Consider the following 25771-nt stretch of genomic DNA (forward strand, 5'->3'; position numbering starts at 1 on the left):
CCAGCACGCCGACGAGGATGACACCCAGGGCGCGCTGCGGGCCGGCATGGTCGTGGGCAAGTACGAGATCGTCGAGGTCCTGGGCCAGGGCGGCTTCGGCATCACCTACCGCGCCCGCGACACGCGGCTGGGCCGCGATGTCGCGCTGAAGGAATATCTGCCGACCAGCTTCGCGATCCGACAGAGCAACGGCACGGTGCTGCCGCGCTCGACGCGGGTGGCCGAGGATTTCCGCTGGGGCCGCGAACGGTTCCTCGACGAGGCGAAGACGCTGGCGACGCTGGAGGACGCCCCGGGCATCGTCAACGTCTACGACTTCATGGAGGCGAACGGCACGGCGTACATGGTGATGGCGCTGCTGCGCGGCGGGACGCTGGAGGCGCGGCTGAAGCGCGACGGCCGGCTGCCGCAGCCGGCCATCGAGCTGCTGCTGTATCCGCTGCTCGACGGTCTGGAGCGCGTCCACGCGGCCGGCTTCCTGCACCGCGACATCAAGCCGGGGAACATCCTGCTCGACGCCGACGGTCGTCCGACCTTGATCGACTTCGGCGCCTCGCGCATGGCGCTGCAGGGCCGCACGCAGGCGATGACGGCGATCTACACGCCGGGCTACGCGCCGTTCGAGCAGTCGACCTCGGCCCGGCAGGGACCGGCGACGGACATCTACGCGCTGTGCGCCACGCTGTACCACTGCGTGACCGGCGCGCCGCCGCCGGCGGCCAGCGACCGGATGATGGACGACGATCTGGTGCCGGCGGCGGAGGCGGGCAAGGGCCGCTACGCGCCGAGCCTGCTGGCGGCGATCGACGCGGGGCTGCGGCTGCGGCCGGCCGAGCGTCCGCAGACGATCGCGGATCTGCGCCGCGTGTTGTCCGGTGGCGGCGGCGGCGCGGCGGCGATGCCCGGCGCGGCGACGCGCGAGATGGAGCCGGTGGCGCAGACCCGGCGGATCGACGAGCCCGCGGCCCGGCGCCGGCCGCGAGCCGCATTGGTCGCGGCCGGTATCGCGGCGCTGGCGCTGGCCGCCGGTGGCGGCTGGTACGCGACGCGTCCGGCGCCCGCGCCCGTGGCGGAGACGGTCAGCGTCGAGGAGACGCTGCGCCGGGCGGAGGAGGAGCAGCGCCGCCAGGCGGCGATCGTGGCCCGTCTGCGCGAGGAGGAGGCCGCCCGCAAGGCGGCGGAGGAGCAACGGCTGCGGATCGAGAACGCGCGCCGCCAGGCCGAGGAGGACGAGCGCCGGCGCATCGCCGAGGAGGCGCGGCAGCGGATCGAGGCCGAGGTGGCGCGCAAGGCGGCGGAGGAGAAGGCCGCCGTCGAGGCCGAGGTACGCCGCAAGGCCGAGGAGGAGGCGAAGGTCCGCGCCGAGGCCGAGGCGGCGCGCAAAGCCGCGGCCGACAAGGTGGCGGCGGAGGAGGCCGAACGTCAGCGGGCCGCGGCCGCTGTACAGGCGGAGCGCCGTCGCGTCGCGGAGGACGCCGCGCGTCGTGCGGCGGCGGAGGAGGCGGACCGTCGTCGGGTGGCCGAGGAGGTGGCGCGCAAGGCGGCGGCGGAGAAGGCCGCCGTCGAGGCCGAGGCGCGCCGCAAGGCCGACGAGGAGGCGAAGCTGCGCGCCGAGGCCGAGGCGGCGCGCCGCCGCGAGGAGGAAGCGCGGATAGCGGCCGAGGAGAAGGCGAAGGCCGAGCGGTTGGCGCAAGAGAAGGCGCTGGCGGAGGCGAAGACGCTGGCCGAGGCCGAGGCGTCTCGCAAGGCCGAGGAGGAGAAGCGTCGCGCGGCGGAGGAGACCGCGAAATCGGCGGGGGAGATCAAGCGTCAGGCGGAGGCCGCCGAGGCCGCGCTGCGGCTGTCGGTCGAGGACCGCAAGCGGGTGCAGGTGGCGTTGACGTCGGTGGGCCACAACACGGCGGGGACGGACGGCGCGCTCGGCCCGCGCTCGCGGGCGATGATCGGCGCGTGGCAAAAATCGCGCAACGAGCCCGACACCGGCTATCTGACGGCGCCGCAGCTGACGGCGCTGCGCACGCAGGCGGCGCCGGCGCTGGCGCGCTACGACGAGGAGCAGAAGAAGCTGGAGGAGGACAAGCGCAAGGTCGAGGAGGACGCCAAGCGCGTGGCCGAGGAGAAGGCCAAGCGCGAGGAGGAGGAGCGCAAGCGTACGCCGCCCGCCGCGACGGCGCCTCCGGCGCAGACCGCCGCCGCCGCGCCCGCCGGCACCGGCCCGGATCAACGCTGCTTCGAGCTGATGGAGTACTACAGCGCCAGGGTCGGCAAATTCGGCGGCCCGCCGCCGGGTCGCGTCGAACGTGCGCTGGGCGAACAGGAGTGCCGGAAGGGCAATCTGGCGGCCGGCCATCGATTGCTTGAGCAGGCGATCAGGATCGCCAACCTCCCGGTTCCCGGATCGGCCGGACCACCGGCCGCCGCGGCCCCCGCGGCGGCACCGACGGCCTCTGCGGCGCCCGCCGGCGCGATCGACGGCACGTATAGCGGCAACCACTGCTCCGCGAACGTCAACCAGCCGGAGCGCTGCGTGCTGGTCGTGCTCGTCCTGCAGGGCGGCGCCGGCACCTACAACTGGCCGGTCGGCCGCTGCGGCAAGCTCGGGTCGATCACCGTGCGCGCCGATTCGGGCGGAACGATCTCGGGGACGCGGTCGGCGTTCTCGGAGCACTGCGACGCCAGGAACGACCGCGTCTGGGGCCAGGTCTCCGGCGGCCGCATGTCGCTACAGGGAACCGACACGACATACCGGGCGACCCTGACCCGGAAGTAGGTCGATGCGCCGGCCTGCGGGTGCGCCGCTATGCGCCCGCGGCGGCGCGTGTTAGAAAGCGCGACCCTCAGTCCTGTCGCAAGACGGACCAAATGAAACCGAAATCGCGCCCGTCCCCATGACCGCCAAGGACGCCGACCGCCTCGTCTCGCGCGCCCGCAGCGACGAGGACGCCGCCGAGCTCAAGCTGCGGCCGCAGATCCTCGACGATTTCGTCGGCCAGCGGCAGGTGCGCGAGAACCTCAAGGTGTTCATCTCCGCCGCGCGCGCGCGCGGCGAGCCGCTCGACCACACGCTGTTCCACGGCCCGCCCGGGCTGGGCAAGACGACGCTGTCGCAGATCGTCGCCAAGGAGATGGGCGCGGGCTTTCGCGCCACGTCGGGGCCGGTGATCGCCAAGGCCGGCGATCTCGCCTCGATGCTCACCAACCTCGAGCGTGGCGACGTGTTCTTCATCGACGAGATCCACCGCCTCAATCCGGCGGTCGAGGAGATCCTCTACTCGGCGATGGAGGATTTCCACCTCGACATCATGATCGGCGAGGGTCCGGCGGCGCGCTCCGTGCGCATCGATCTGCCGCCGTTCACTCTGGTCGGCGCCACGACGCGCTCCGGCCTGATGACGACGCCGTTGCGCGAGCGCTTCGGCATCCCGCTGCGGCTCGATTTCTACACCGCGGAGGAGCTCGAGACGATCGTGCGCCGCGCCAGCCGGGTGCTGTCGGTCACGCTGACCGACGACGGCGCGACCGAGGTCGCGCGCCGCTCGCGCGGCACGCCGCGCGTCGCCAACCGGCTGCTGCGCCGCGTGCGCGATTTCGCGTCGGTCGCCGGCGCCGCGGTGATCGACGCCAAGGCGGCCGACGCGGCGCTGACGCGGCTGGAGGTCGACCGTCTCGGCCTCGACATGATGGACCGGCGCTACCTGGCCTTGATCGCCGAGAGCTACGGCGGCGGACCGGTCGGGGTCGAGACGATCTCGGCGGCGCTCAGCGAGCAGCGCGACGTCATCGAGGACGTGATCGAGCCGTATCTGATGCAGCTCGGCCTGCTGATGCGCACGCCGCGCGGCCGCGTGCTGGCCGAGGGCGGCTGGCGCCACATCGGCATGCGGATGCCGAAATCGGCGCGCTCGCAGCTCGACCTGCTGGACCGCGTCGACGGCGCCGCGGCGCCCGGAGGCGGCGGCGGGGAGGACGCGACGTGACGCCGACGGCGTCGCCACGCGCGGCCCCGCACGTGCTGCCGCTGCGCGTCTACTACGAGGACACCGACGCCGGCGGCGTCGTCTACCACGCGTCGTACCTGCGCTACATGGAGCGCGGCCGCACCGAGCTGCTGCGGACGCTGGGGCACGACCTCGCCGCGTTCCGCGCCGGCACCGGGGTCAACTGGACCGTCCGCCGGCTGGCGATCGACTACCTCCGGCCCGGCCGGCTCGACGACGCGCTGGAGGTCGTCACCACGGTCGCCGCGTTGCGAGGCGCCTCGGTCGATCTGGTCCAGCGCCTGCGACTCGCCGATGGCGCCGGAACCGGTCCGCTGCTAAGTGACGCGACATTGACCATGGCCTGCATGGGCTCCGACGGGAGACCCGTGCGCCTGCCGACCGACGCCCGCGCGGCGTTGCTCCGGCACCTGCCCGTGTCTGAGGCGGCCGCGCCAAACCCTTGACCGTGTTGCGTAATTGCCACATGAGCCGCCGCGTTGGCGCCATATTCGGCCCTTAGTCCTTAACCGAAGCATCGGAGTTTCGATGGATCCCCTGATACAACTCGCGCAGGCCGTTCCCGCTCCGGCGCCGGTGCCGTCGACGACGCTGCCGCCGCCGCCGGGCACCGGTCCGGCCATAGCGGGTCCCCTGACCTCGGCGGCGGGTTCGGTCGACGTGTCGTTCGTCGGCATGTTCCTGCACGCCCACCTCGTCGTCCAGCTCGTGATGATCCTGCTGCTGCTGGCGTCGGTGTGGTGCTGGGCCATCATCATCGAGAAGACGCTGAAGATGCGCCGGCTGCGCCGCCAGGCCGAGGCGTTCGAGGACACGTTCTGGTCGGGCGTCTCGCTCGACGACCTCTACGACCGGATCGGCTCGAAGCCCGACGAGCCGTTGTCGAGCGTGTTCTCGGGCGCGATGCGGGAATGGCGGCGGTCGTTGTCGAAGGGCCTCGCCACCACGATCAGCGCCCGCCAGAACCTGCAGGCGCGCATCGAGCAGGTGATGGCCGTCACCGTGCAGCGCGAGATGGAGGCGATCGAGAAGCGGATGACGGTGCTGGCGTCGACCGGTTCGGCGGCGCCGTTCGTCGGCCTGTTCGGCACGGTGTGGGGCATCATGACGTCGTTCCGCTCGATCGCGGCGTCCAAGAACACGTCGCTCGCCGTCGTCGCGCCGGGCATCGCCGAGGCGCTGTTCGCCACCGCGCTCGGCCTCGTCGCCGCGATCCCGGCGGTGCTGGCCTACAACAAGATCAGCAGCGAGATCGGCCGCTACGGCCAGCGCCTCGAGAACTTCGCGCAGGAGTTCGTCACCATCCTGTCGCGGCAGCTCGAGGAGCAGGGCTGATGGCCGTCAAGATGGGCGGCGCGATGCAGACCGGCGGCGGCAGCCGTTTCCGCCGCCGCGTCTACACGCCGATGTCGGAGATCAACGTCACGCCGTTCGTCGACGTCATGCTGGTGCTGCTCATCGTGTTCATGATCTCGGCGCCGCTGCTCAACGTCGGCATCAACGTGGACCTGCCGAAGATCACCGCCGATCCCGTGACCTCGCAGCAGCAGCCCGTGGTCATCACCGTCGACAAGTCGGGATCTCTGTACATCGGCCAGGACAGCGAGACGAAGTACGACGTCGAGGAGCTGGTCGCCAAGCTCAAGGCCATCAGCAAGGAGAAGGCGGAGGAACGCATCTTCGTGCGCGCCGACCAGACCGTGAACTACGGCCGCGTGATGGAGGCGTTCTCCGCGATCCGCAACGCCGGCTTCACCAAGGCGGCGCTGGTCGCCGACATGTCGGGCGGCGGCAAGCCGGCGGCGGCGCCGGCCGGCGGCGCCGCGCCGAAGGCGGCCGCTCCGGCGGCGCCGTCGACGCCGGCGCGCAAGAACTGAGCGGGGCGGGAGCGGAGCGCCGATGCGCGGACGCGACACGAGGGACGACGATTTCCGCACGCCGGCCGTGATCTCCAGCGGCGTGCACGTCGTGCTGCTCGTGGTCGCGATCTTCGGCCTGCCGGCGCTGACCAGCCATCGTCCCGAGGACCTGCCGCTCGACGTCCCCGTGGTCGACCCCGAGGAGATCGCCAAGATGTCGGCGGCGCCCAAGGTGGGTCCGCGGCCGCCGCCGCAGCCGCGCGAACTGCCGGTCCGCGAGGAGCCGACGCCGCCGCCGCCGGCGCGCACCCAGGACTCGGCGCCGAAGCCCGAGCCGAAGCCGCCGGAGACGCAGCAGGCGACGGTGACGCCGCCGCCGACGCCGCCGAAGCCGCCGGAGATCAAGAAGCCGGAACCGCCGAAGGTCGAGACGCCGAAGCAGCCCGACGCCGAGTCGCTGAAGCCGATCCCCGAACCGCCCAAGCCCGAGGTCAAGAAGCCGGAGCCGCCCAAGCCGCCGGAACCGCCGAAGCCGGAGGTCAAGAAGCCCGAACCGCCCAAGCCGCCGCAACCTCCGGCGCAGCCGGCGCAGAAGCCGCCGCCGCCGCGCAAGACGCTCGACGACATCCTCAGCACCGCCACGCAGCAGGACAACCGCCGCACGCCGCCGGGCCCGCAGACGCCGGAGTCGCGCCAGCCGCCGCAGCCGCCGGCGCGCGCGCCGCAGACCGCCACGGCGTTCGCCGCCAAGCTGACGGCGAGCGAGACGGCGGCGATGGCCGACCGCGTGCGGCCGTGCTGGAACGTCAACGCCGGCGCCCGCGACGCCGCCCAGCAGGTGGTCGAGATCGTCGTCGACATGCGGCCCGACGGCACGGTGTCGGCGGTCAAGATCGCCGACGAGGGCCGCGCCCAGCGCGACGCCACCTACGGCGCCTTCGCGTACGCCGCGCAGCGCGCCGTGCTCAATCCGCGTTGCCAGCCTTTGCCTTTCCCGGCGGGCAAGTATGATCAGCTCAAGCGTTTCGTGTTCCGTTTCGATCCGCGGGACATGTTGTGATCGGCCGTAGAACGAGGGGAATCCCGATGGACCAAGCCGGACCCGGCATCCTGACGCGCCGCGGCGCCGCCGCGACCATGGCCGGCGCCGCCGCCGCCGCCGTGGCGTCGTCGGCGGTCGCGCAGCAGCGCGGCCTGCCCGTCATCGACGTGACGCGGCCGAACAGCGAGCCGGTGACGATCGCCGTCACCGATTTCGTCGGCGAGGGCGTCGGCGCGCAGATCGCGCAGGTCATCACCGCGGACCTCGAGCGCTCCGGATTGTTCCGGCCGATCGACAAGGCCGCGTTCATCGAGAAGATCACCGATCCGAACCGCGCGCCGCGCTTCCGCGACTGGATGGCGATCAACGCCCAGGCGCTGGTCACCGGCGCCGCCACGCAGCAGGCCGACGGCCGGCTGCGGGTGGAGTTCCGGCTGTGGGACGTGGCCGCCGGCGCGCAGGCGGTGGGGCGCTCGTACTTCACGCAGTCCGCCAACTGGCGCCGCATCGCGCACATCGTCGCCGACGAGATCTGGAAGAAGATCACCGGCGAGGGCGGATTCTTCGACACCCGCGTCGTCTACGTCGCCGAGAGCGGCCCCGGCACCGCGCGCGTCAAGCGGCTGGCGATCATGGACCAGGACGGCGCCAACCACCGCTTCCTGACCGACGGCCGCGCGCTGGTGCTGACGCCGCGCTTCTCGCCGACCCTGCAGGAGGTCGTCTACATGTCGTACGCCTCCGGCGCGCCGCAGGTCTACGTCATGAACGTCGACTCCGGCCGCCAGGAGCTGCTCGGCAACTTTCCCGGCATGACCTTCGCGCCGCGCTTCTCGCCCGACGGCAACCGCGTCGTGATGAGCCTGTCGGCCGACGGCAACTCCGACATCTACTCGATGGACGTCCGGTCGCGCTCGATGTCGCGGCTGACCAACCATCCCTCGATCGACACCTCGCCGAGCTACTCGCCCGACGGCTCGCAGATCGTGTTCGCGTCGGACCGCGGCGGCAGCCAGCAGATCTACATCATGGGCTCGGGCGGCGGCGACGGCAGGCGCGTCAGCTTCGGGTCCGGGCGCTACAGCACGCCGGTCTGGTCGCCGCGCGGCGACCTGATCGCCTTCACCAAGCAGGACGGCGGCAGCTTCTCGATCGGCGTCATGCGGATCGACGGATCGGGCGAGCGCATCCTGGCGTCGAGCTATCTCGACGAGGGGCCGACCTGGGCCCCCAACGGGCGGTTCCTGATGTTCTTCCGCCAGGCGCCGAACGCCGGCGGCCGTCCCGGCGCGGTGCGCCTGTACATGGTCGACATGACCGGACAGAATCTGCGGCCCGTGCCGACGCCGACCGACGCGTCGGATCCGGCGTGGTCGCCGCTGATTCCGCAGTAGGAGTCGAGTAAACGGTCAATTGCGCCGGCGCCGCGTCGCCTTGTATGGCGGGGAGGCGCTGTCTATCATGGCCGAAGCGCCGGCCGGTCGCGCGCGGATGCGAATTCCCCGCGGTTTCCGGTCTTTCTTGAACGCGATCAAGCGGCCGCCACGCGGCGGGCGCGCGGGAGAACGACAATGCGGATGCGGATCATCGGGGCGCTGGCGGCGCTGCTTCTCGTCGCGGCGTGCAGCAGCACCGAGCCGGCCCAGCCCGGCGGCGCCACGGCCACGGCGGCACCGGGATCGCTCGCCCACTTCCAGCAGGTCGCCGGCGACCGCGTCTATTTCGAGACCGACCAGTCGACCCTGACCACCGACGCCCGCGCCACGCTCGACAAGCAGGCGGCGTGGCTGAAGCAGTACGGCGACCGCTACGGCACGTTCATGATCGAGGGCCACGCCGACGAGCGCGGCACGCGCGAGTACAACCTGGCGCTCGGCGCCCGACGCTCGACGGCGGCGCGCGCCTACCTCGCGACCCAGGGCGTCTCCGGCGCGAAGCTCAAGACCACCAGCTACGGCAAGGAGCGTCCCGAGATCGTCGGCAGCGACGAGGGCGCCTGGTCGCGCAACCGCCGCGCCGTGACCGTGCCGCAGTAGAATTCCCGGCATCCCGCCGACGACGGCCCGCCGCGAGGCGGGCCGTTTCGATTCCGCCCGGGGCGAGCGTGGCGTGGCTCCGCCCGGGGCGAGCGTGGCGTGGCCGGCCGGCAACACGGGCGGCGAATCTCGACCAGCGGTCCAAGCGCCCCGGTTTCGCCGCCGTTCCGCCGGACGTCGGGCCCATTCCGCGGCCAGCGTGGCGGGCGCCGGACGTCGCAACGCCGGCTCCCATGGAGAGATCGACCATGCAACGCAGACGGATTCTCGGCCTCGCGCCGGCGCTTCTCGCGGTCGCGGCCTGCGGCGCCACGCCGGAGGCGCCGGGCGGCGCCACCGGCACGGCGGCGCCGGGCTCGCCCGAGCATTTCATGCAGTCCGCGGGCGACCGCGTGTTCTTCGAGCTCGACAGCTGGACGCTGACGCCGGTGGCGCGCGAGACGCTGACGCGCCAGGCGGCGTGGCTCAAGCAGTACGGCGAGCGCTACCCCGTCGTGACGATCGAGGGCCACGCCGACGAGCGCGGCACGCGCGAGTACAACATCGCGCTGGGCGAGCGCCGCGCCGCCGCGGCGCGCGACTTCCTCGCCGCCGGCGGCGTGGCGCGCGGCAAGCTCAGGATCGTGAGCTTCGGCAAGGAGCGGCCGGAGATCGTCGGCAACGACGAGGGCTCGTGGTCGCGCAACCGCCGCGCCGTGACGACGTTGCGCTGACGCCGCGCGGCGTCTTGATCGCCGCCGGCGCGTTGTCGATAGTGGGTTTCCGCGCGCCCCGCGCGGAACGGTCCGGAGTCCACCATGAACGGAATCGTCAGAGCCGGGTTCCTCGCCGCCGGCCTCGCCACGGCGGCCGCGGCGTCGTTCGCGTCCGCGCCGGCGTCCGCGCAGGGGACCTACCGCACGGAGGAGCGCTTCATCGAGATGGAGCGCCTGATCACCCAGCTCACCGGCCAGGTCGAGCGCCTGCAGAACCAGGTCCAGCAGCTCCAGCAGCAGATGGAGCGCCAGCAGGCCGACTACGATTTCCGCCTGCGCGAGCTCGAGGGCAAGGGTGGCGGCGCCCGTCCGCCGGGTGGCGCCGCGCCGCGGCCGCCGGCCGGCGGCGCCTACGTGACGCCGCCCGCCGCCCCCGGTGGGCTGTCGCGGGGACAGGTCACCGACACGCGGCCCCTCGGCGGCGCCGTGATCCCGCCGCCGGGCGGCGCCGGCCTGCCGCCGGCGCCACCGCCGCCACCGCCGCCAACCGCCGGGACGGGGACGCCGGAGCAGACCTACAACACCGCGCTCTCGGCGATGGGCAACAGCGACTACGCCGGCGCCGAGCGCGGCTTCCGCGATTTCCTGACGCGCTTTCCACGCCACGGGCTGGCCGGCAGCGCGCAGTACTGGCTGGGCGAGACCCACTACATCCGCCGCGACTACGCCGCCGCCGCCGCGGCCTTCGCCAACGGCTACAAGAACTACCGCACCAGCCCGAAGGGGCCCGACAACCTGCTGAAGCTCGGCATGTCGCTGCAGGCGACCGGCAAATCCGAGGACGCCTGCGTCGTCTACGGCCAGTTCCCGCAGGTCTATCCCAACGCCAACGACGTGCTGAAGCGCCGCGTCGCCGCCGAGCGCCAACGCAGCCGCTGCGGCTGATCGGCGACGTCGCGGGCGCCGGGGCCTCGCGCGCCGCTTCCGCGGGCGCGCCGGCGGGGGCATCATCGGCGCATGCCCGGCGCCACATCGAGGACATCGGCGACGCCCGTCGCCGCCGCCGAGTTCGCGGCGCTGATGCGGCCGTTCGAGCCGTTCGAACGCCATCCGCTGCTCGCCGTGGCCGTGTCGGGCGGCCGCGACTCGCTGGCGCTGGCGCTGCTGGCGCGCGAATGGGCGCGCGGCCGCGGCGGCGACATCGTGGCGCTCGTCGTCGACCACGGGCTGCGGCGCGAATCGGCCGACGAGGCGGCGCGGGTGCGCGGCTGGATGGCGGCGCGCGGCATCGCCTGCGAGACGCTGGCATGGCGGCCGTCGCCGCCGCGGCGCACCGGGATCCAGACGGCCGCCCGCGACGCGCGCTACGCGCTGCTGTTCGGCTGGTGCGTCGACAACGGCGCGCTGCATCTGCTGACCGCCCACCAGGCCGACGACCAGGCCGAGACCCACGCGCTGCGCGCGGCGCGCGGCAGCGGGCCCGACGGGCTGGCCGGCATGTCGGCGGTGGTCGAGCGGCCCGGGGCGCGGCTGCTGCGTCCGCTCCTGCCCGTCCCGCGGGCGCGGCTGACGGCCACCCTTCTCGGGCGCGGTCAGGCGTGGCTCGACGATCCCAGCAACGCCGATCCGCGCTTCGCGCGCGCGAAGCTGCGGCGCGACGGGCTGCCGGCGCCGCGCGTGGTGGTGCTGCGCCGTGTCGGACGGCTGGCGCTCGAGCGCGCCCGCATGGACGCCAGGGTCGCCGCGGCGATGGCCGGCTGCGCGTGGCTGCATCCGCTGGGCGGCGCCTATGTCGACGCCGGCGCGTTCGCGGCGCTTGACGCGCCGGTCGCCGCGCGCGTGCTGGCGCGGCTGGTCGTCGCGGTCGCCGGCGCCGAACATGCGCCGCGGCTGCCGCGGATCGAACGCGCCGCGGCGGCGCTGCGTCGCGCCGGTACGACGACGGGGCTGACCGTCGGTGGATGCCGAGTCGTCTGGCGGGGCGGCGGCTGGCTGGTCGCGCGCGAGGCCGGTGGCGCGACCGACGGACGTTTCACGCGGTCGGCGGCGGACCTCTCCCCCTCGGCGGGCGCACCCGTCGTCGGACTGGCGCGACCCATTGCCGAGGCATGGCCGGCGACGCCGGGACTGGCCGTGCTGACGGCCGGGCTGGGGCCGGTGTCGCGGGTCGGCGGCGTGGACATCGAGGGCGGCCGCGGCGTTCCGGAAGCGGGCGCCGGGCCATCCGTCTGCTTCCGACCCCGGCAACCGGCCGCCGGCGCGCCGTTCGTCCCTTGCATCGCCGCGCCGGACGACCAAATAGAGCGGACGAAATCTGTGCCCGGCGCCTCTTGAATCGGGTATAAGCTATTGAATTGGCATCCAACCGTCCGGAACAGGCCCCAGTGAACCTCTTCAACCGCAACGCCGCCCTCTGGGTGGTCATCCTGCTGCTGCTGGCGCTGCTCTACACCGTGTTCCAGAGCGGCGTCGGGCGCGGCAATGTCGAGGCGTGGTCGTATTCCAACTTCCTGTCGCGCGTGGAGTCGGACCAGGTCGAGAGCGTCCGCATCGAGGGCAACCGGATCAGCGGCCGGACCAAGACCGGCCAGACCTTCTCGACCTACGCGCCGAACGATCCCGGCCTGGTCGACCGTCTGCGCGGCAAGGTCGAGAAGATCGACGCCGGCCCGCCGGACGAGGGCGTCAACATCGGCTCGGCGCTGATCAACTGGCTGCCGCTGCTGGTGCTGGTGGGCGTCTACATCGTGTTCATGCGCCAGATGCAGGGCAACGGCCGCGGCGGCGCCATGGGCTTCGGCAAGAGCCGGGCGCGGCTGCTGACCGAGAAGCAGGGCCGGGTGACCTTCGACGACGTCGCCGGCATCGAGGAGGCCAAGGGCGAGCTCGAGGAGATCGTCGACTTCCTGAAGGACCCGCAGAAATTCCAGCGGCTGGGCGGCAAGATCCCCAAGGGCTGCCTGCTGATCGGCTCGCCCGGCACCGGCAAGACGCTGCTGGCGCGCGCCATCGCCGGCGAGGCCAACGTGCCGTTCTTCACGATCTCCGGTTCGGACTTCGTCGAGATGTTCGTCGGCGTCGGCGCCAGCCGCGTGCGCGACATGTTCGAGCAGGCCAAGAAGAACGCGCCCTGCATCATCTTCATCGACGAGATCGACGCCGTCGGCCGCCATCGCGGCGCCGGCCTCGGCGGCGGCAACGACGAGCGCGAGCAGACGCTGAACCAGCTGCTGGTCGAGATGGACGGGTTCGAGGCCAACGAGGGCATCATCCTGATCGCCGCGACCAACCGTCCCGACGTGCTCGACCCGGCGCTGCTGCGTCCCGGCCGCTTCGACCGCCAGATCATGGTGCCGAACCCGGACGTCAACGGACGCGAGAAGATCCTCAAGGTCCATCTGCGCAAGGTGCCGATCGCGCCCGACGTCGATCCCAAGGTGATCGCCCGCGGCACGCCCGGCTTCTCCGGCGCCGACCTCGCCAACCTGGTCAACGAGGCCGCGCTGCGCGCCGCGCGCCTGGGCAAGCGCCTCGTGACCATGGGCGACATGGAATTCGCCAAGGACAAGGTGCTGATGGGCGCCGAGCGCCGCTCCATGGCCATGACCGAGGACGAGAAGAAGCTCACCGCCTACCACGAGGCCGGCCACGCGCTGGTCGCGCTGGCGGTGCCCAAGGCCGATCCGCTGCACAAGGTCACGATCATCCCGCGCGGCCGCGCGCTGGGCGTGACGATGCAGCTGCCGGAGCGCGACCACACCAACTACAGCAAGGTCTTCCTCGAGTCGCGGCTGGCGATCCTGTTCGGCGGCCGTCTGGCCGAGGAGATGATCTTCGGCGCGGAGAACGTCACGACCGGCGCGTCCAACGACATCCAGGTCGCGACGCAGACCGCGCGCGGCATGGTCACCGCGTTCGGCATGTCGGAGAAGCTCGGCCGCGTCCGCTACCAGGCGAACGAGCAGGAGGTCTTCCTCGGCCACTCCGTGACCCAGACGCAGAACGTGTCGGAGGCGACGGCGCAGGTCATCGACCAGGAGGTCCGCCGCCTGATCGAGGAGGCCGAGGCGAAGGCGCGCGCCGTCCTGACGGAGCGCTTCGAGGACCTGAAGAAGATCGCGGTGGGGCTGCTGGAGTACGAGACGCTGTCGGGCGAGGAGATCCGCACGCTGCTCGAGGGCGGCAAGATCGTGCGCGACGAGACCGGCGGCGCCGGACCCGCCGGCAAGGGCCGCCGCGCCTCGGTGCCGACCAGCGACGCCGGCGCCAAGGCGGCCGAGCCGACCGGCGATCCCGCGCCGCAGCCCGGCGCCTGACGGAGCGGGGTGGGCGCCGCCCGCCGGTCGAGCGGGGCGGGCGCCGCCCGCCCGTCCGCTAACCGCGGCGGAGGATTGCCGCGAGGCAGACCAACGGGCTGACGAGCCAGACCGGCGCCGCCAGCGATACTGTCATCCCGAGCGCAGCGAGGGTGTGGATTCACATTCGAGGCGCAACAGTTTGTGGAAGAAGACCTCGGCCGGGGACCTGAAGGCGAGGCACTTGCGGGGCGTGTTGTTGTAGGCGGCAATCGCGGCGTCGAGGCGGTCGAGAGTGATCGTGTCGAGGTCGGTCTTGCGTGGCAAGCGTCCGCGCAGGCGTCCGATGGCGTTCTCGACGCCGCCCTTCTGCCACGGGCTGTGGGGTCGCAGAAGAAGGCGCGGAGGCCGAGGGCGTCGGCGAGCGAGCCGTGGCGGGCGAACTCCGTGCCGTTGTCGAAGGTGATGGTGCGTCGCAGGCGGGGATCGAGCCGCTGGAACCAGGGCGAGAAGCCGCTCGGCGACGGGTCCGGGGAGCTTGCCGGGCTGGTGCGCCGCCAGGACCAGACGGGACTTGCGTTCGTGGGCGACGAGGATGGTCCGGCCGGGCGTGGCGAACGACATGAGGTCGCCCTCCCAGTGGCCGAAGGTGCGGCGGCCGTCGACGCCGGGGGCCGTAGATCGATGGGGACGCGGCCCTTGATGAGATCGTCGACGGAGCGTTTGCGCCGTCCGAGCCGGCCGGCGGCGGTGCTTGCGGCGCGGCAGGTAGTTGCGCCAGGCGGCGTCGTTGGTGCGACGGCGCTGGGCGTGGATGAAGCGGTAGATGCTCTCGTGGCTGATGCTGGCGGCGCGCTCGCGTCCGAGGCGGCCGGCGACCTGCTCGGGCGACCAGCCCTGGGCGAGGCGCCCGAGGACGAGGCCGCGCAGGTCCGCGTCGCGTTCGAGGCGGGAGCCGGTCCATCGCCGGGCGCGGGCCTGCTCCTGGGCGTAGGCCGGCCTGTAGCCGACCGTGGTCCCGCTGTTGCGCCTCAGCTCGCGCGAGATGGTCGATGGCGCGCGATCCACAGCTGCAGCGATCTGGCGGATCGACTGGCCGGCTTGTCGAAGGCGGGCAATCTCGCACCGCTCGTCGAGGTCGAGGTGGTCGTATCGTGTACCCATGGCAACACCTTAAGCTGGTGTTGCGCCTCGTTTGTGAACTCAGGGGGATCTTTCCGCTGCCACAAGATCCCTCGCTACGCTTGGGATGACGGACAAGCCGTTGGCGTCGTTGAAAAGGCGCTGGGGTCAGGCCTGCAAAACGGCAAATTTTCCCACCCATTCGCCGCCGAAAAATGCCGTTTTGCAGGCCTGACCCCAAAGCGTCCTCCCCCGTCCGCGGGGGAGAAGATGGCGCCTCGCGCCGGATGAGGGGCGCGGCGCCGCGGCCACGCGCGATCATCGCCATCACCTTGGGGTCAGGCCTGCAAAACGGCAAATTTTCCGACCGCCCTTCGTCGAAAAATGCCGTTTTGCAGGCCTGACCCCAAAGCGTCCGACGCGCTGTTTGAAGCGTGGAGCCACCGACAGCGATACCGTCATCCCGAGCGCAGCGAGGGATCTTGAGGCGGCGGAAAGATCCCTCGCTCCGCTCGCGATGACGAACCCGCCACACCCGCGCCTTGCGACCGCGTCGCCGGCCCGATAGCGTCGCCGCAGCCACCGCCGCTCCGGAGGCCGCCCTGTCCCGGTCGTCCGCTCCCGCCCTCCCGGCAACGTCATCCGCGCATCACCGCGCCGCCCACGCCCACGCGGTGATCGACGGCGAGCTGACGGTGGGCCAGTTCATCGCCTTCACGATGTTCGCCAACCACGTGATCCAGCCGATCCTGCGGCTGAGCCAGATGTGGCAGGACTTCCAGCAGGTCCGCATCTCGGTCAACCGGCTGGGCGACATCCTCAACACCCCCACCGAGCCGACCTACAAGGCCGGCCGGGTCGTGCTGCCGCCGATCCGCGGCGACATCGAGTTCGACGCCGTCACCTTCCGCTACCGCTCCGACGGCCCGGAGGTGCTGCGACGGCTGTCCCTGAAGATCCCCGCCGGACAGGTGATCGGCATCACCGGCGCCTCGGGCTCGGGCAAGAGCACCCTGGCCAAGCTGGTGCAGCGGCTGTACGTGCCGGAATCGGGTCGGGTGCTGGTGGACGGGGTCGACCTGGCGCTGATCGACCCGGCGTGGCTGCGGCGGCAGGTCGGCGTGGTGCCGCAGGAATCGGTGCTGTTCAACCGCTCCGTCCGGGACAACATCGCGCTGGCCGACCGCACGGTGTCGATGGACCGCATCGTCCAAGCGGCGACGATGGCCGGGGCGCACGAGTTCATCCTCCAGATGCCGGAGGGCTACGACACGCAGATCGAGGAGCGCGGGATGAACCTGTCCGGCGGCCAGCGTCAGCGCATCGCGATCGCGCGGGCGCTGCTGATGGACCCGCGCATCCTGATCTTCGACGAGGCGACGAGCGCGCTGGACGCGGAGACGGAGGCGATCGTGCAGGACAACATGGCGGAGATCGTGAGGGGCCGGACGGTCGTCGTCATCGCACACAGAGAGTCGGCGTTGCGCATATGCGACAAGATTCTCAGTCTGAGCGAGGCAGGGAAGTCAGATCCGCGACCTGCCGTGGACCGACAGAGCGGCGCGCACGATCGAGGAGGAAGTCTATGAAAGAACGCGCAGACGCATGGAGCCGCGGCGCTTCAGAGTGGCCGAGCTTTGGAGAAACACTGTGCCAGTGAGCACCACGAAGATTCGCTGGTTGGCACTGGCGATAGTGGGAGGAATTTCAGTGTCCTGCACAACTCGAAACTTAAAGCCCAGCGCTTCTGAAATAGACCTCTTCAAATCCGTCGGAATGAAGGCGTCTGCCTACGACGCTGTTATAGAAAGTGTTGAACCAAGACCGATTTGGCGTGAAAAAAACCTGTCGATTGAAATCGACCTAGATACAAGTCATCCCTGCTCAGTAAAAGTCGCGGACGAAGCAGTTAAGTTTACAAAAAGTCTTGAGAATCTATTTGGCTTTACCTTTATAATAACAAGGCACGACGCGTATGCCAACAACTTCGTGTTGTTCAGAATATTCAGTGGAGAGACTTTCGCGAGCGCCAACAAAGACCAAGACCAGCTCATCGTAGAAAGTGGAGCGGATCCCACTGAGGTGATTGGACGAGGATCCGCTGAGAATGCGAGGCTAAGAAACATGCAGATAACACTCCGAACGCCCGAGGCACACGAACGAGGAGTATGTCCGACAGAGGAGTTCTCCAATGTCCTGCTCTTCTTTTCTGGACCGTTTTTCCTCTCTCCCCTTAGTGACGAGCGTGTCAAGATCACGTCGGATCAGCGTAGGACTATCAGATTGCTTCTTTGGTCAATGGCCTACAACGACAGAGGATACAATCCGAAAGCTGATAGGGCTACGCAACGACGGTTGTTTCTCGAATACATAAGGGTTCTCGAAGCATCATCGCGGTAGTGCATACCGTAACTGATGATCGAAGGTGACGCAGTGGCCGTGATATTTAGATCCTACCCGATTGGTGACGGGGTCAGGCCTGCAAAACGGCAAATTTTTCCGGCCGTCGCGCGCGAGGAATGCCGCTTTGCAGGCCTGACCCTGAAGCCGCTGAAGCTGCGGACGTGTTCGTCGTGAAGACGACGCCCCCTCATCCCGCCGCGGCTGCCGCGGCGTACCTTCGGGCACCGTCTCGCCCGAGGACGGAGGAGAAGGGTGGGGAATGGGGCGTATGCGTTGGCCCGCCCGCAGGACCGGGAGAAGGGACCATGCATCGCCGACCGCGGGTTCCTTTCGCGTCGAGAGGCGCGACGGTTCACCCGCCGCCCCGCGCATCGGTTCCCGGCCCTTTCGACCGGCCGGGGGGGCCGTCGCCGACGCCGCGGATCGTCGCCGAGGCGCCGGCCACGACCTACCGGGTCGCCGAACGCGCTCCGGGTCCGGGCGCCGGGCGGCGCGGGCTGCCGCGCCGGCGCCGGCGCGCGGTCCACGCCCCGGTCGGCGTCCCGTTCAGCGGCGAGAGACGGGCGCGCCGGACGCGTCGTCGCCGCTGACGCCGCCCGCCGGCGTCGCGTTCCCCGGCCGGTCGCCGCCGAGCCGGGCGGGCGGGGATGGCGCGTTACGCGTCGACTCCGAGGTGAGCGGTCGGGCGGGCGCCACACGCCGATATCTGGTCGGTACGGACGATCGTACCCGCGGCATCCAGTGGGGCCGCGGTCATTTTGTATATTGTATGCAAAATACAATATACAAACGCCGGCGGAACGGGGACGGCGCGCCCGCGAAGGCGTTTCGACGCTGATTTCGCGGGCTTCTGGAATCGTCCGGCGCGTCGGCGCGGGTCGCCAAAATCGGCCGATTCCGTCACGCCGTCCGGCGCCGCCTCAGCCGCGCGAACGCCAGTGCGGATCGACCGTGTGGGCGTGGTTCAGCGGGCCGTGGCCGGCGCCGAAGCCCGGCGCGGTCTCGATGGCGCGGCGCACGTAGTCGCGCGCGCGCGCCACGGCCTCGGCCAGCGTCAGGCCCTGCGCCAGCCCGCAGGCGATCGCCGACGCCAGGGTGCAGCCCGTGCCGTGGGTGTGGCGCGTCGCGACGCGGCGGTGCGTGAAGCGCTGGACGCCGTCGGCGGTGACCAGCAGGTCGACGACCTCGTCGCCGCTCTCCATGTGGCCGCCCTTCATCAGGATCGCGCGCGGTCCCGACGACAGCAGCTTCCCGCCGGCGCGGCGCATGGCGGCCTCGTCGCCGATGGCGAAGCCCACCAGCGCCTCGGCCTCCGGCACGTTCGGCGTCGCCACGGTGGCGAGCGGCAGCAGCTTCTCGATCAGCGTGCGCTGCGCGTCGTCGCGCAGCAGCTTGTGGCCGCCCTTGGCGACCATCACCGGATCGACCACCAGCGGCGCGCCCGGCGCGTGTCGCTTCAGCGCGGCGGCGACCGTCTCGATGATCTCCGGCGTCGCCAGCATGCCGGTCTTGATCGCGTCGACGCCGAGATCGGACGCCACGACCTTGATCTGGCGCGCGACGAAATCGGGATCGACCGGCAGCACGCCGTGCACGCCGAGCGTGTTCTGCGCCGTCAGCGCCGTGATCGCCGTCATGGCGAAGCCGTCGAGCGCGGTCACGGCCTTGATGTCGGCCTGGATGCCGGCGCCGCCGCCGGAATCGGAGCCGGCGACGATCAGCACGCGTCCCTTCATGGATCGTCCTTCCGCCGCGCTCAGGCGGCGCGCGGCGCGGCGGCCGACGCGATGATCTCGACCAGCCCGTCGACGACGCGCGCGACGGCGTCGGGATCGTCGCCCTCGGCCATGACGCGGATCAGCGGCTCGGTGCCGGATTTGCGCACCAGCAGGCGTCCGTCGGCGCCGAACGACGCCTCGGCCTCGGCCAGCGCGCGCGCCACCGGCGCGGAGTCGAGCACGGCGTTGGCGTTGGTCCCGGCGGGCAGGCGCACGTTGCGCAGGATCTGCGGCACCGGCGTGAAGCGGCGGCAGACCTCGGACACCGGCCGGCCCGTGGCGGCGACGCTGGCGAGCACCTGCAGCGCGGCCATCAGCCCGTCGCCGGTGGTCGCGAAGTCGGTCATGATGAGATGGCCCGACTGCTCGCCACCGAGGTTGAAGCCGCCCTCGCGCATCCGCTCCAGCACGTAGCGGTCGCCGATGGCGGTGCGCTCCAGCGTGATGCCGCGCGACGCCAGGAAGCGCTCGAGGCCGAGATTGGACATCGCGGTGGCCACGACGCCGCCGCCGCGCAGCCGGCCGTCGGCGGCCCACGACTCCGCGATCGCGGCCATGATCTGGTCGCCGTCGATCACCTCGCCGCGCTCGTCGACCAGCACGAGGCGGTCGGCGTCGCCGTCGAGCGCCAGCCCGACATCGGCGCCGCGTTCCTGCACGGTCTCCGCCAGCCCCTCGGGATGGGTCGAGCCGCAATCGCGGTTGATGTTGAAGCCGTCGGGCGACACGCCGAGCTCGATCACCGTCGCGCCGAGCTCCGACAGCACCCGCGGCGCCACCCGGTAGGCCGCGCCGTTGGCGCAGTCGACCGCGATCTTCAGGCCTTCGAGCGTCGACGTGCGCGGGAAGGTCGCCTTCACCGCCTCGATGTAGCGGCCGCCGGCGTCGTCGATCCGCCGGGCGCGGCCCAGCGCGCGGCTCTCGGCGCGGCGCGGCGTCAGGTCGGTCGCCATCAGCGCCTCGATCTCGGCCTCGATCTCGTCCGACAGCTTGAAGCCGTCCGGCCCGAAGAATTTGACGCCGTTGTCGTGGAACGGATTGTGCGAGGCCGAGATCATGACGCCGAGATCGGCGCGCATGGAGCGCGTGAGATGGCCGACCGCCGGCGTCGGCACGGGGCCGAGCAGCTGCACGTCCATGCCGATCGACAGGAAGCCGGCGGTCATCGCCTGCTCGATCATGTAGCCGCTGAGCCGCGTGTCCTTGCCGATCACCACGAGATGGCGGTGGTCGCCGCGCTCGAAGCGCGCGCCCGCCGCCATGCCCAGCCGCAGCGCCGTCTCGGCCGTCATCGGCTCCAGATTGGCGCGGCCGCGCACGCCATCCGTCCCGAACAATTTCCGTGTCATGTCAATATCTTACATCTCCGGCCCGCGGCTTTCCAGTGGCCGGATTCCGCCCCCAAACCCGTCTCGACGCCGCCATGATCGTTGGCGATAGAGGCGTCATCATGGAGTTGGGTCGCTTGCCGCCGTCGCATGCGGGTGAGAGAATTGTGGAAACGGGCGCGGATCGTTCGCTGTGGCGCCCGACGCGGGGAGGTCGACGCGCGTCGCCGCCGGTCAACGGCCGGGTCGTGTAGTCCAAGATGACAGAGGAATGATGTACGCGTCGATCGGGATGTCCGCAGGCTGGCGCCGCACCGCGCGCGCGCTGGCGCTCTGCCTCGCCGCGTCCGCGCCGCAGGCCTTCGCGCAATCGCCGCCGACCGCGCCGACGCCGCAGACCGCCGCCGCACCGAGATCGGCGCACGCCGACGTGCCGGGCCGCGTCAAGATCACCATGCAGGCGGCGTTCAATCCCGGCGTGTCGGTGCTCGGCGAGTCGGCCAAGCAGTTCGCCCGCTCGCTGCGCGCGATGTCGGGCGGCGCCGTCGTCGTCAGGATTCTGGAGGCCGGCGCGCGCGCGCCGACCGTCGACCTGCTCGACGCGGTGGTCCGCGGCGACGTCGAGGCGGCGTTCACGACGCCGTTCTACGCCGCGTCGAAGGCGCCGGCGCTCCTGCTGTTCGCGGCCGTGCCGTTCGGTCCGACCGAGCACGAGTACGTCTCGTGGATGATCGACGGCGACGGCGGCAAGCTCCACCGCGGCATCTACGAACGGCTCGGGGTCCACGCGTTGATGTGCGGCGTCGCCGGACCGGAGGCGGGCGGCTGGTTCCGCAACGAGGTGACGACGGTCGCCGACCTCAAGGGCCAGCGCGTGCGCTACGTCGGCCTCGGCGGCGACGTCATGGCGCGCTTCGGCGCCGAGATCGTCACGGTGCCGGCCGGCGAGCTGTTCCACAAGCTGCAGGAGGGAAGGCTCGACGCCGCCGAGTTCTCGATGCCGTCGGTCGACCGCGCGATCGGCTTCGAGAAGCTCTCGATGATCTACTACTTCCCCGGCTGGCACCAACCGGCGACGGTGCTCGATTTCTACATGCGCAAGGACGCCTGGGACGCGCTGGGCCCGGACCGGCAGGCGCAGATCGAGATCGCCTGCCGCGCCAACATCGCGTGGACGCTGTCGCGCGGCCCCGCCGAGCAGGCCCGCGCGCTCGACTTCTTCCGCAAGCAGGGCGTGTCGATCCGGCGCTGGCCGGCCTCGGTGCTCGACGCCTTCCGCGAGACGTCGTCGGACGTGCTGCGCGAGCGCGCCGACAAGGATCCCGAATTCAAGCTCGTGCTCGACAACCTGCGCCAGTTCCTCGACGGACCGCGCGCCTGGTCGCGCCTGTCGCGGCCCTGAGGCCGCGGCGCGGCGCTCAGCCGCCGCCGTCGCCGCCGCCGGAGCCCTGGCCGCCGTCGCCGCTGCCGGGATGGCCGGGCGGGCCGCCGCCGCCCAGAGTGCGGACGTTGCGGCGGATGTCCTGGATGCGGCGGCGGTCGTCGGTGAAGTCGGGCGTTCCGTCGCGGCGCAGGAGGATGTTGCGGATCGGCGCCAGCAGCCGGCGCTGCCGCTCGGTCAGGTCGATGGTCTCGCGGATCGAGCCGTCCGGTCCCAGCACCACGACGTCGCCGTTCCTGTCCATGCGCACGGTGCGGCCGCGGGCCTGGATGTCGAGGCCGCCCTCGATCAGCTGGACGACCACGGTGCCGTCGGCCTCGACGATCAGGTCGAAGATCGTGCCGCGGACTCCGATCGTGCCCGCCGGCGTGCGCACCTGGTACGACTGGCTCGGCATGTTGCCGCTGACGAACCGGAACACGCCCCTGGCGGCGTTGATCGACGCGGTCGAGCCGCCGCGCGCCGGATCGTAGACGAAGCGGTCGAGGGTGACGCGGGAGTCGGGGCCGACGGTCAACGACGTCTCGTCGCGGAACACGATCTGCCCCTTGCTCAGCGCGGCGGTGGCGATCTCCTCGTTGGCGTGCACGCGGTCGCCGGTTCTCAAGTCGCGGCTCGAGACCGAGCCCGTCACTTTGTTGACCACGGCCGCGGCGGTGCCGATGTCGGCCGGGCCCTGCGCGCGCGCGTCGACGGACGCAGCCAACACCATGGCCAAGGCCAGCGCCGCCGCCCGCTTCGTCCCCGTGCGGGTCGTTGAGTTGATCGACGTCACGTTCACCACCGTTTGACGGGCTCGCGGCCGGTCATTTTATGAGTGTATACTCATTATATCCTGCGCGGCCGTCGCTTGCAATGGACCTCCGCCGCCGACGTCGATTCAAGGGCTGGTCTGGGGCGGACGTGGAACGATGCGGCGGCGGCGGCGTAGATCCGCCGGGTCGTCCTCGATAGCGCCGCCCAGCGCCGCCTGGTCGCGGATCGCGTTCAGCCGCCGCTGGTCCTGGAGGCGCAGTCCGTCGAACAGCTTCAGCATCTTGCCGTCCGGGCCGAACAGCCCGCTCGCGCCACGCCGGTCGAGTCGCGTGGCGCCCGCGCCGCCGGCGCGAGGCCGGAAGTCGACCGCGCCCTCGACGAGGTGCAGCATGGTCGTGCCGTCCTCCTCGACGACGAGGTCGAAGATCGTGCCGCGGACGCCGATCGCGCCCGCCGGCGTGCGGATCACGTAGGCCTGGCTCGGGAGGTTGCCGCTGACGAAACGCAGCGCGCCGCGGGTCATGGACAGGGTGACGGATGGGGCGCCGCGCGCGGGATCGTAGACGAACCGGTCGAGCGTCACGTTGGACGCCTCGCCGACCGTGAGCACCGTCTCGTCGCGGAACAGCAGCTGGCTGCGCGACGCCGGGCCCGTCGATATCCGTTCGTCGACATGGACCTTGTCGCCGAGGCGCAGGGTGCGGCCGCCGACCGAGCCCTCGACCTTGTTGACGACGGTCGACGCCACGCCGATGTCGTCGACGGCCGAGGCCGGCGCCGCCGTCGCGGCGCATCCGATCGCGAGGAGCAGGACCGCGCCGCCGCGGTGGAGGGACACGTCGACGCCCTCAGAACTCGACGATGACGTTGAGGCCGAAGCGGTGGTTGTCGTAGCTGTACGCGCGGTAGTTCGAGCGCGATCGGTCGAAATCGTAGCTGACGACCGCCGTGATCGAACGGTCGAGGAACTCCGATCCTGCGATCTTCAAACCGGGAAGGGCGCGCCAGTCGCTGCGGTGGCCGCGGTCGGTCGGGATCGCGCCGCTCGGGCGGCCGGCGTAGCTGCGCACGTCGAGCGACAGTTCGGGGATCAGATAGATCGTGCGGAATCCAAGCGCGCGCTGCGCGATCGGCACCGTGTACGCCAGCGTCGCTCCGGTCTGCGTGAACGTTTCCTCCCCGGTGTTGATACGCGCGTCGTAGAACACGACGAACGGCTCGAGGGAGACCGTGTCGCTGCGCGTGAACACGCCGTCCCAGCCCATCTCCATCCGGCCGGCATAGACCCAGGCGTCGCGGGCGTTGTCGCTCTTGCGGAAGTTCGTGCGTCCGAATCCGACGCGGGCCGTCTTCACCCAGCCGGTCTGGAAGTCGAGGTCGACGGCGACGCCGACGGAGTGGAAAAGCTGATGGTACCCCGAGAAGCCAAGGTCGGCGTACAGGCCGGGCCGGACCTTGACGCCCTGGTCGACGACGAAGACCGGTCCGCTGTCCACCGCGCCGTACTGGAAATCGCGCTTCGACGAACGGACGTGGAAATCCCCGTAGAACTGGGCCTTGCTGCGCCAGCGCTGCGACCCAAAAAAACGTTCGTCGTCGATGCGCAACGTGCCGACGCCGGCGAAATCGTCGCTGCCGCCAAGCTGGCGCGTGCTGATCGTGGAGGGCGAGAGCTGCTGGTTCGCGGCAGATGCGTTGGTCTCGAACAAACCGCCGAACCCGGCGCGCAGACGCGTGAACGGCGGGTCGGCGTTCAGCTTCAGACGTTCGTAGCCGCGCCGCGCGACGTCGTCGCGGGGGTCGTTCAGCAGCATGCGCTCGTAGGCGGCGAGCGCCTTGCGCGGCTGGCCTGCGTCCTCCGCCGCCTTGGCGTAGCGAAGATTGGCCTCGCGGTCGGCCGGGTTGGCGAGAACCGACTGGAACGCGCGCTCGAGCTCGGTTTGGAGCGCGGCGGGCGCGGGCGCCGCCGCTGCGGGGACGCGCTGGGCCATGGGCGCCGCGACCGGGAGCGCCAACGCGGCGAGGCCGAGGAACAGGACGGATCGCACAGAACGCCGCATCTCTTCACGCTCCTGCCGCCGGCCGGGCCGACACGCCGAGGTGGCGCGTCCTGCCGCCAGATCTGGCGCCGGCCAGGGACGGGACAATCGGCAAATGCTCGCATGATTCGTGAAGCCATTCAATCCGCGCCCGCCCGCGGCCGGCCCGGGAAACCGGATGTGAACGCGATATCCGTTGATCTTCGCGCGGTTTGGGAGGACCGTTGAACGGTCGGCGCGAGGCGCCGATCGTCGCTGCGCGGCGTCGGCGGAGAACGAAACCCCGCCGCGCCCGTCGCGTAGCATCGTGGAGTCCAGCGCGGTCCGGGGTCTCTTCCCGACGCCCGATCGGTCCACGGCGCCAGAAGAGGCTTCCCGCGCGCGATGCGGAGGAGGAAGCCATGTTCGTGTCCGACATCCTCGTGCACAAGGGCGACCGGATCGTCTCGGTCGCGCCGGGCGATTCACTGGTGTCCGCCATCGCCACCCTGTCCGCCAGGCGCATCGGCGCGGTGCTGGTGCTCGACCGCGGTGGCGCCCCTGTGGGCATCCTCTCTGAACGGGACATCCTGCACGCCGTGGCGGACGATGGCGCGACGGCGTTGGCGGGGCGGGTCGCCGACGTCATGTCGTCGCCCGTGGTCTGCTGCGACCGGGACGACACCGTCGAGCGGGCGATGGAACTCATGACCGAGGGTCGGTTCCGGCATCTGCCGGTGCTGGGCGGGGGCGTCCTCGTCGGCCTCATCTCGATCGGCGACGTCGTCAAATGGCGTCTGAGCGAGATCCGCCAGGAGGCGGAAGACCTCCGCCAATACATCGCCGCAGCGTGAATCCTGCGCCAAGGCTTGACGCCCGCGCCCGCGCAATGCGGGTCGCGGGCGCGACTCTCGGTAGGTGTTAAATCTCTGAAATAATTAAAGATATCAGCGCATTTAGATATTTTCCTATAGTTGAAAATACTCCGTGTTTTTACATT

Annotated in this window: 21 protein-coding genes and 1 pseudogene; 16 read left to right on the forward strand and 6 right to left on the reverse strand. The window is 71.0% G+C overall.

What is annotated here, in order from left to right:
- Nucleotides 1-46 precede the first annotated feature (46 nt).
- The 12 genes from IPK81_22765 to ftsH all read left to right on the forward strand — a co-directional run bounded on the left by IPK81_22765 (nucleotide 47) and on the right by ftsH (nucleotide 13946).
- Nucleotides 47-2770, forward strand: a complete 2724-nt coding sequence (locus tag IPK81_22765) for a protein kinase (GenBank protein QQS12285.1) — start codon at nucleotides 47-49, stop codon at nucleotides 2768-2770.
- Between the two features lie 118 nt (nucleotides 2771-2888).
- Nucleotides 2889-3977, forward strand: a complete 1089-nt coding sequence (gene ruvB / locus IPK81_22770) for a Holliday junction branch migration DNA helicase RuvB (protein ID QQS12286.1) — start codon at nucleotides 2889-2891, stop codon at nucleotides 3975-3977.
- A 35-nt stretch (nucleotides 3978-4012) separates the two neighbouring features.
- Nucleotides 4013-4444, forward strand: coding sequence for a YbgC/FadM family acyl-CoA thioesterase (locus IPK81_22775; GenBank protein ID QQS15227.1), 432 nt, complete (start codon nucleotides 4013-4015; stop codon nucleotides 4442-4444).
- Nucleotides 4445-4526: 82 nt separating this feature from the next.
- A complete protein-coding gene (tolQ, locus tag IPK81_22780; GenBank protein ID QQS12287.1) occupies nucleotides 4527-5333 on the forward strand; it encodes a protein TolQ in 807 nt (268 codons plus the stop codon).
- Between the two features lie 71 nt (nucleotides 5334-5404).
- On the forward strand, nucleotides 5405-5875 hold the full coding sequence (gene tolR / locus IPK81_22785) for a protein TolR (protein QQS15228.1): 471 nt from the start codon (nucleotides 5405-5407) through the stop codon (nucleotides 5873-5875).
- A gap of 22 nt (nucleotides 5876-5897) precedes the next feature.
- Nucleotides 5898-6917, forward strand: coding sequence for an energy transducer TonB (locus IPK81_22790; protein QQS12288.1), 1020 nt, complete (start codon nucleotides 5898-5900; stop codon nucleotides 6915-6917).
- A gap of 77 nt (nucleotides 6918-6994) precedes the next feature.
- Complete coding sequence (tolB, locus tag IPK81_22795) at nucleotides 6995-8293, forward strand: Tol-Pal system protein TolB (protein ID QQS15229.1); 1299 nt, start codon at nucleotides 6995-6997, stop codon at nucleotides 8291-8293.
- 183 nt (nucleotides 8294-8476) lie between these two features.
- The gene (gene pal, locus IPK81_22800) at nucleotides 8477-8935 is read left to right on the forward strand and encodes a peptidoglycan-associated lipoprotein Pal (GenBank protein ID QQS15230.1); all 459 of its coding nucleotides are present in this window, start codon (nucleotides 8477-8479) and stop codon (nucleotides 8933-8935) included.
- 248 nt (nucleotides 8936-9183) lie between these two features.
- Complete coding sequence (locus IPK81_22805; protein ID QQS12289.1) at nucleotides 9184-9648, forward strand: OmpA family protein; 465 nt, start codon at nucleotides 9184-9186, stop codon at nucleotides 9646-9648.
- 84 nt (nucleotides 9649-9732) lie between these two features.
- Nucleotides 9733-10575, forward strand: a complete 843-nt coding sequence (gene ybgF, locus IPK81_22810; protein ID QQS12290.1) for a tol-pal system protein YbgF — start codon at nucleotides 9733-9735, stop codon at nucleotides 10573-10575.
- 72 nt (nucleotides 10576-10647) lie between these two features.
- Entirely contained in the window at nucleotides 10648-11964 is a 1317-nt protein-coding gene (gene tilS, locus IPK81_22815) for a tRNA lysidine(34) synthetase TilS (protein ID QQS12291.1), read from the forward strand.
- A 50-nt stretch (nucleotides 11965-12014) separates the two neighbouring features.
- The gene (gene ftsH, locus IPK81_22820; GenBank protein ID QQS12292.1) at nucleotides 12015-13946 is read left to right on the forward strand and encodes an ATP-dependent zinc metalloprotease FtsH; all 1932 of its coding nucleotides are present in this window, start codon (nucleotides 12015-12017) and stop codon (nucleotides 13944-13946) included.
- Nucleotides 13947-14078: 132 nt separating this feature from the next.
- Here the strand turns inward: ftsH and IPK81_22825 are convergent.
- Nucleotides 14079-15089: pseudogene (locus IPK81_22825) on the reverse strand (IS30 family transposase).
- Nucleotides 15090-15766: 677 nt separating this feature from the next.
- On the opposite strand from IPK81_22825, the gene IPK81_22830 reads away from it, so the two are divergent.
- The gene (locus IPK81_22830; protein QQS15231.1) at nucleotides 15767-16636 is read left to right on the forward strand and encodes an ATP-binding cassette domain-containing protein; all 870 of its coding nucleotides are present in this window, start codon (nucleotides 15767-15769) and stop codon (nucleotides 16634-16636) included.
- Nucleotides 16637-16703: 67 nt separating this feature from the next.
- The gene (locus IPK81_22835) at nucleotides 16704-17447 is read left to right on the forward strand and encodes a hypothetical protein (GenBank protein QQS12293.1); all 744 of its coding nucleotides are present in this window, start codon (nucleotides 16704-16706) and stop codon (nucleotides 17445-17447) included.
- 923 nt (nucleotides 17448-18370) lie between these two features.
- On the opposite strand, the gene thiD is transcribed toward IPK81_22835, so the two are convergent.
- Together thiD and IPK81_22845 are read right to left on the reverse strand one after the other, a co-directional pair.
- Complete coding sequence (gene thiD / locus IPK81_22840) at nucleotides 18371-19186, reverse strand: bifunctional hydroxymethylpyrimidine kinase/phosphomethylpyrimidine kinase (GenBank protein QQS12294.1); 816 nt, start codon at nucleotides 19184-19186, stop codon at nucleotides 18371-18373.
- A 20-nt stretch (nucleotides 19187-19206) separates the two neighbouring features.
- A complete protein-coding gene (locus IPK81_22845; GenBank protein ID QQS12295.1) occupies nucleotides 19207-20577 on the reverse strand; it encodes a phosphoglucosamine mutase in 1371 nt (456 codons plus the stop codon).
- A gap of 253 nt (nucleotides 20578-20830) precedes the next feature.
- Here IPK81_22845 and IPK81_22850 point away from each other — a divergent pair, with 253 nt between their 5' ends.
- Nucleotides 20831-21958 carry a TRAP transporter substrate-binding protein gene (locus IPK81_22850; GenBank protein QQS12296.1) on the forward strand — a complete coding sequence of 376 codons (1128 nt, stop codon included), beginning with the start codon at nucleotides 20831-20833 and terminating at the stop codon, nucleotides 21956-21958.
- A gap of 16 nt (nucleotides 21959-21974) precedes the next feature.
- On the opposite strand, the gene IPK81_22855 is transcribed toward IPK81_22850, so the two are convergent.
- The 3 genes from IPK81_22855 to IPK81_22865 form a co-directional block, all read right to left on the reverse strand.
- Nucleotides 21975-22772: a FecR domain-containing protein gene (locus tag IPK81_22855; protein QQS12297.1), complete on the reverse strand. Its 798-nt coding sequence runs from the start codon at nucleotides 22770-22772 to the stop codon at nucleotides 21975-21977.
- 105 nt (nucleotides 22773-22877) lie between these two features.
- Nucleotides 22878-23591, reverse strand: coding sequence for a FecR domain-containing protein (locus IPK81_22860; GenBank protein ID QQS12298.1), 714 nt, complete (start codon nucleotides 23589-23591; stop codon nucleotides 22878-22880).
- Nucleotides 23592-23601: 10 nt separating this feature from the next.
- Nucleotides 23602-24813 (reverse strand): tetratricopeptide repeat protein, encoded by a 1212-nt coding sequence (locus IPK81_22865; GenBank protein ID QQS12299.1) that lies wholly within the window; start codon nucleotides 24811-24813, stop codon nucleotides 23602-23604.
- Between the two features lie 380 nt (nucleotides 24814-25193).
- Here IPK81_22865 and IPK81_22870 point away from each other — a divergent pair, with 380 nt between their 5' ends.
- Nucleotides 25194-25625, forward strand: coding sequence for a CBS domain-containing protein (locus IPK81_22870; protein ID QQS12300.1), 432 nt, complete (start codon nucleotides 25194-25196; stop codon nucleotides 25623-25625).
- Nucleotides 25626-25771: the final 146 nt, after the last annotated feature.

The sequence above is a fragment of the Rhodospirillales bacterium genome, from assembly GCA_016699855.1.
Lineage (GTDB): Bacteria > Pseudomonadota > Alphaproteobacteria > Reyranellales > Reyranellaceae.

Excerpts from the sequence above, each read along its gene's own strand:
- IPK81_22765 (QQS12285.1), top strand. The coding sequence starts at position 47 with ATGGTCGTGGGCAAGTACGAGATCGTCGAGGTCCTGGGCCAGGGCGGC.
- ruvB (QQS12286.1), top strand. The coding sequence starts at position 2,889 with ATGACCGCCAAGGACGCCGACCGCCTCGTCTCGCGCGCCCGCAGCGAC.
- tolQ (QQS12287.1), top strand. The coding sequence starts at position 4,527 with ATGGATCCCCTGATACAACTCGCGCAGGCCGTTCCCGCTCCGGCGCCG.
- tolR (QQS15228.1), top strand. The coding sequence starts at position 5,405 with ATGTCGGAGATCAACGTCACGCCGTTCGTCGACGTCATGCTGGTGCTG.
- IPK81_22790 (QQS12288.1), top strand. The coding sequence starts at position 5,898 with ATGCGCGGACGCGACACGAGGGACGACGATTTCCGCACGCCGGCCGTG.
- tolB (QQS15229.1), top strand. The coding sequence starts at position 6,995 with ATGGCCGGCGCCGCCGCCGCCGCCGTGGCGTCGTCGGCGGTCGCGCAG.
- pal (QQS15230.1), top strand. The coding sequence starts at position 8,477 with ATGCGGATCATCGGGGCGCTGGCGGCGCTGCTTCTCGTCGCGGCGTGC.
- IPK81_22805 (QQS12289.1), top strand. The coding sequence starts at position 9,184 with ATGCAACGCAGACGGATTCTCGGCCTCGCGCCGGCGCTTCTCGCGGTC.
- ybgF (QQS12290.1), top strand. The coding sequence starts at position 9,733 with ATGAACGGAATCGTCAGAGCCGGGTTCCTCGCCGCCGGCCTCGCCACG.
- tilS (QQS12291.1), top strand. The coding sequence starts at position 10,648 with ATGCCCGGCGCCACATCGAGGACATCGGCGACGCCCGTCGCCGCCGCC.
- IPK81_22830 (QQS15231.1), top strand. The coding sequence starts at position 15,767 with ATGTTCGCCAACCACGTGATCCAGCCGATCCTGCGGCTGAGCCAGATG.
- thiD (QQS12294.1), bottom strand. The coding sequence starts at position 19,186 with ATGAAGGGACGCGTGCTGATCGTCGCCGGCTCCGATTCCGGCGGCGGC.
- IPK81_22845 (QQS12295.1), bottom strand. The coding sequence starts at position 20,577 with ATGACACGGAAATTGTTCGGGACGGATGGCGTGCGCGGCCGCGCCAAT.
- IPK81_22850 (QQS12296.1), top strand. The coding sequence starts at position 20,831 with ATGTACGCGTCGATCGGGATGTCCGCAGGCTGGCGCCGCACCGCGCGC.
- IPK81_22865 (QQS12299.1), bottom strand. The coding sequence starts at position 24,813 with ATGCGGCGTTCTGTGCGATCCGTCCTGTTCCTCGGCCTCGCCGCGTTG.
- IPK81_22870 (QQS12300.1), top strand. The coding sequence starts at position 25,194 with ATGTTCGTGTCCGACATCCTCGTGCACAAGGGCGACCGGATCGTCTCG.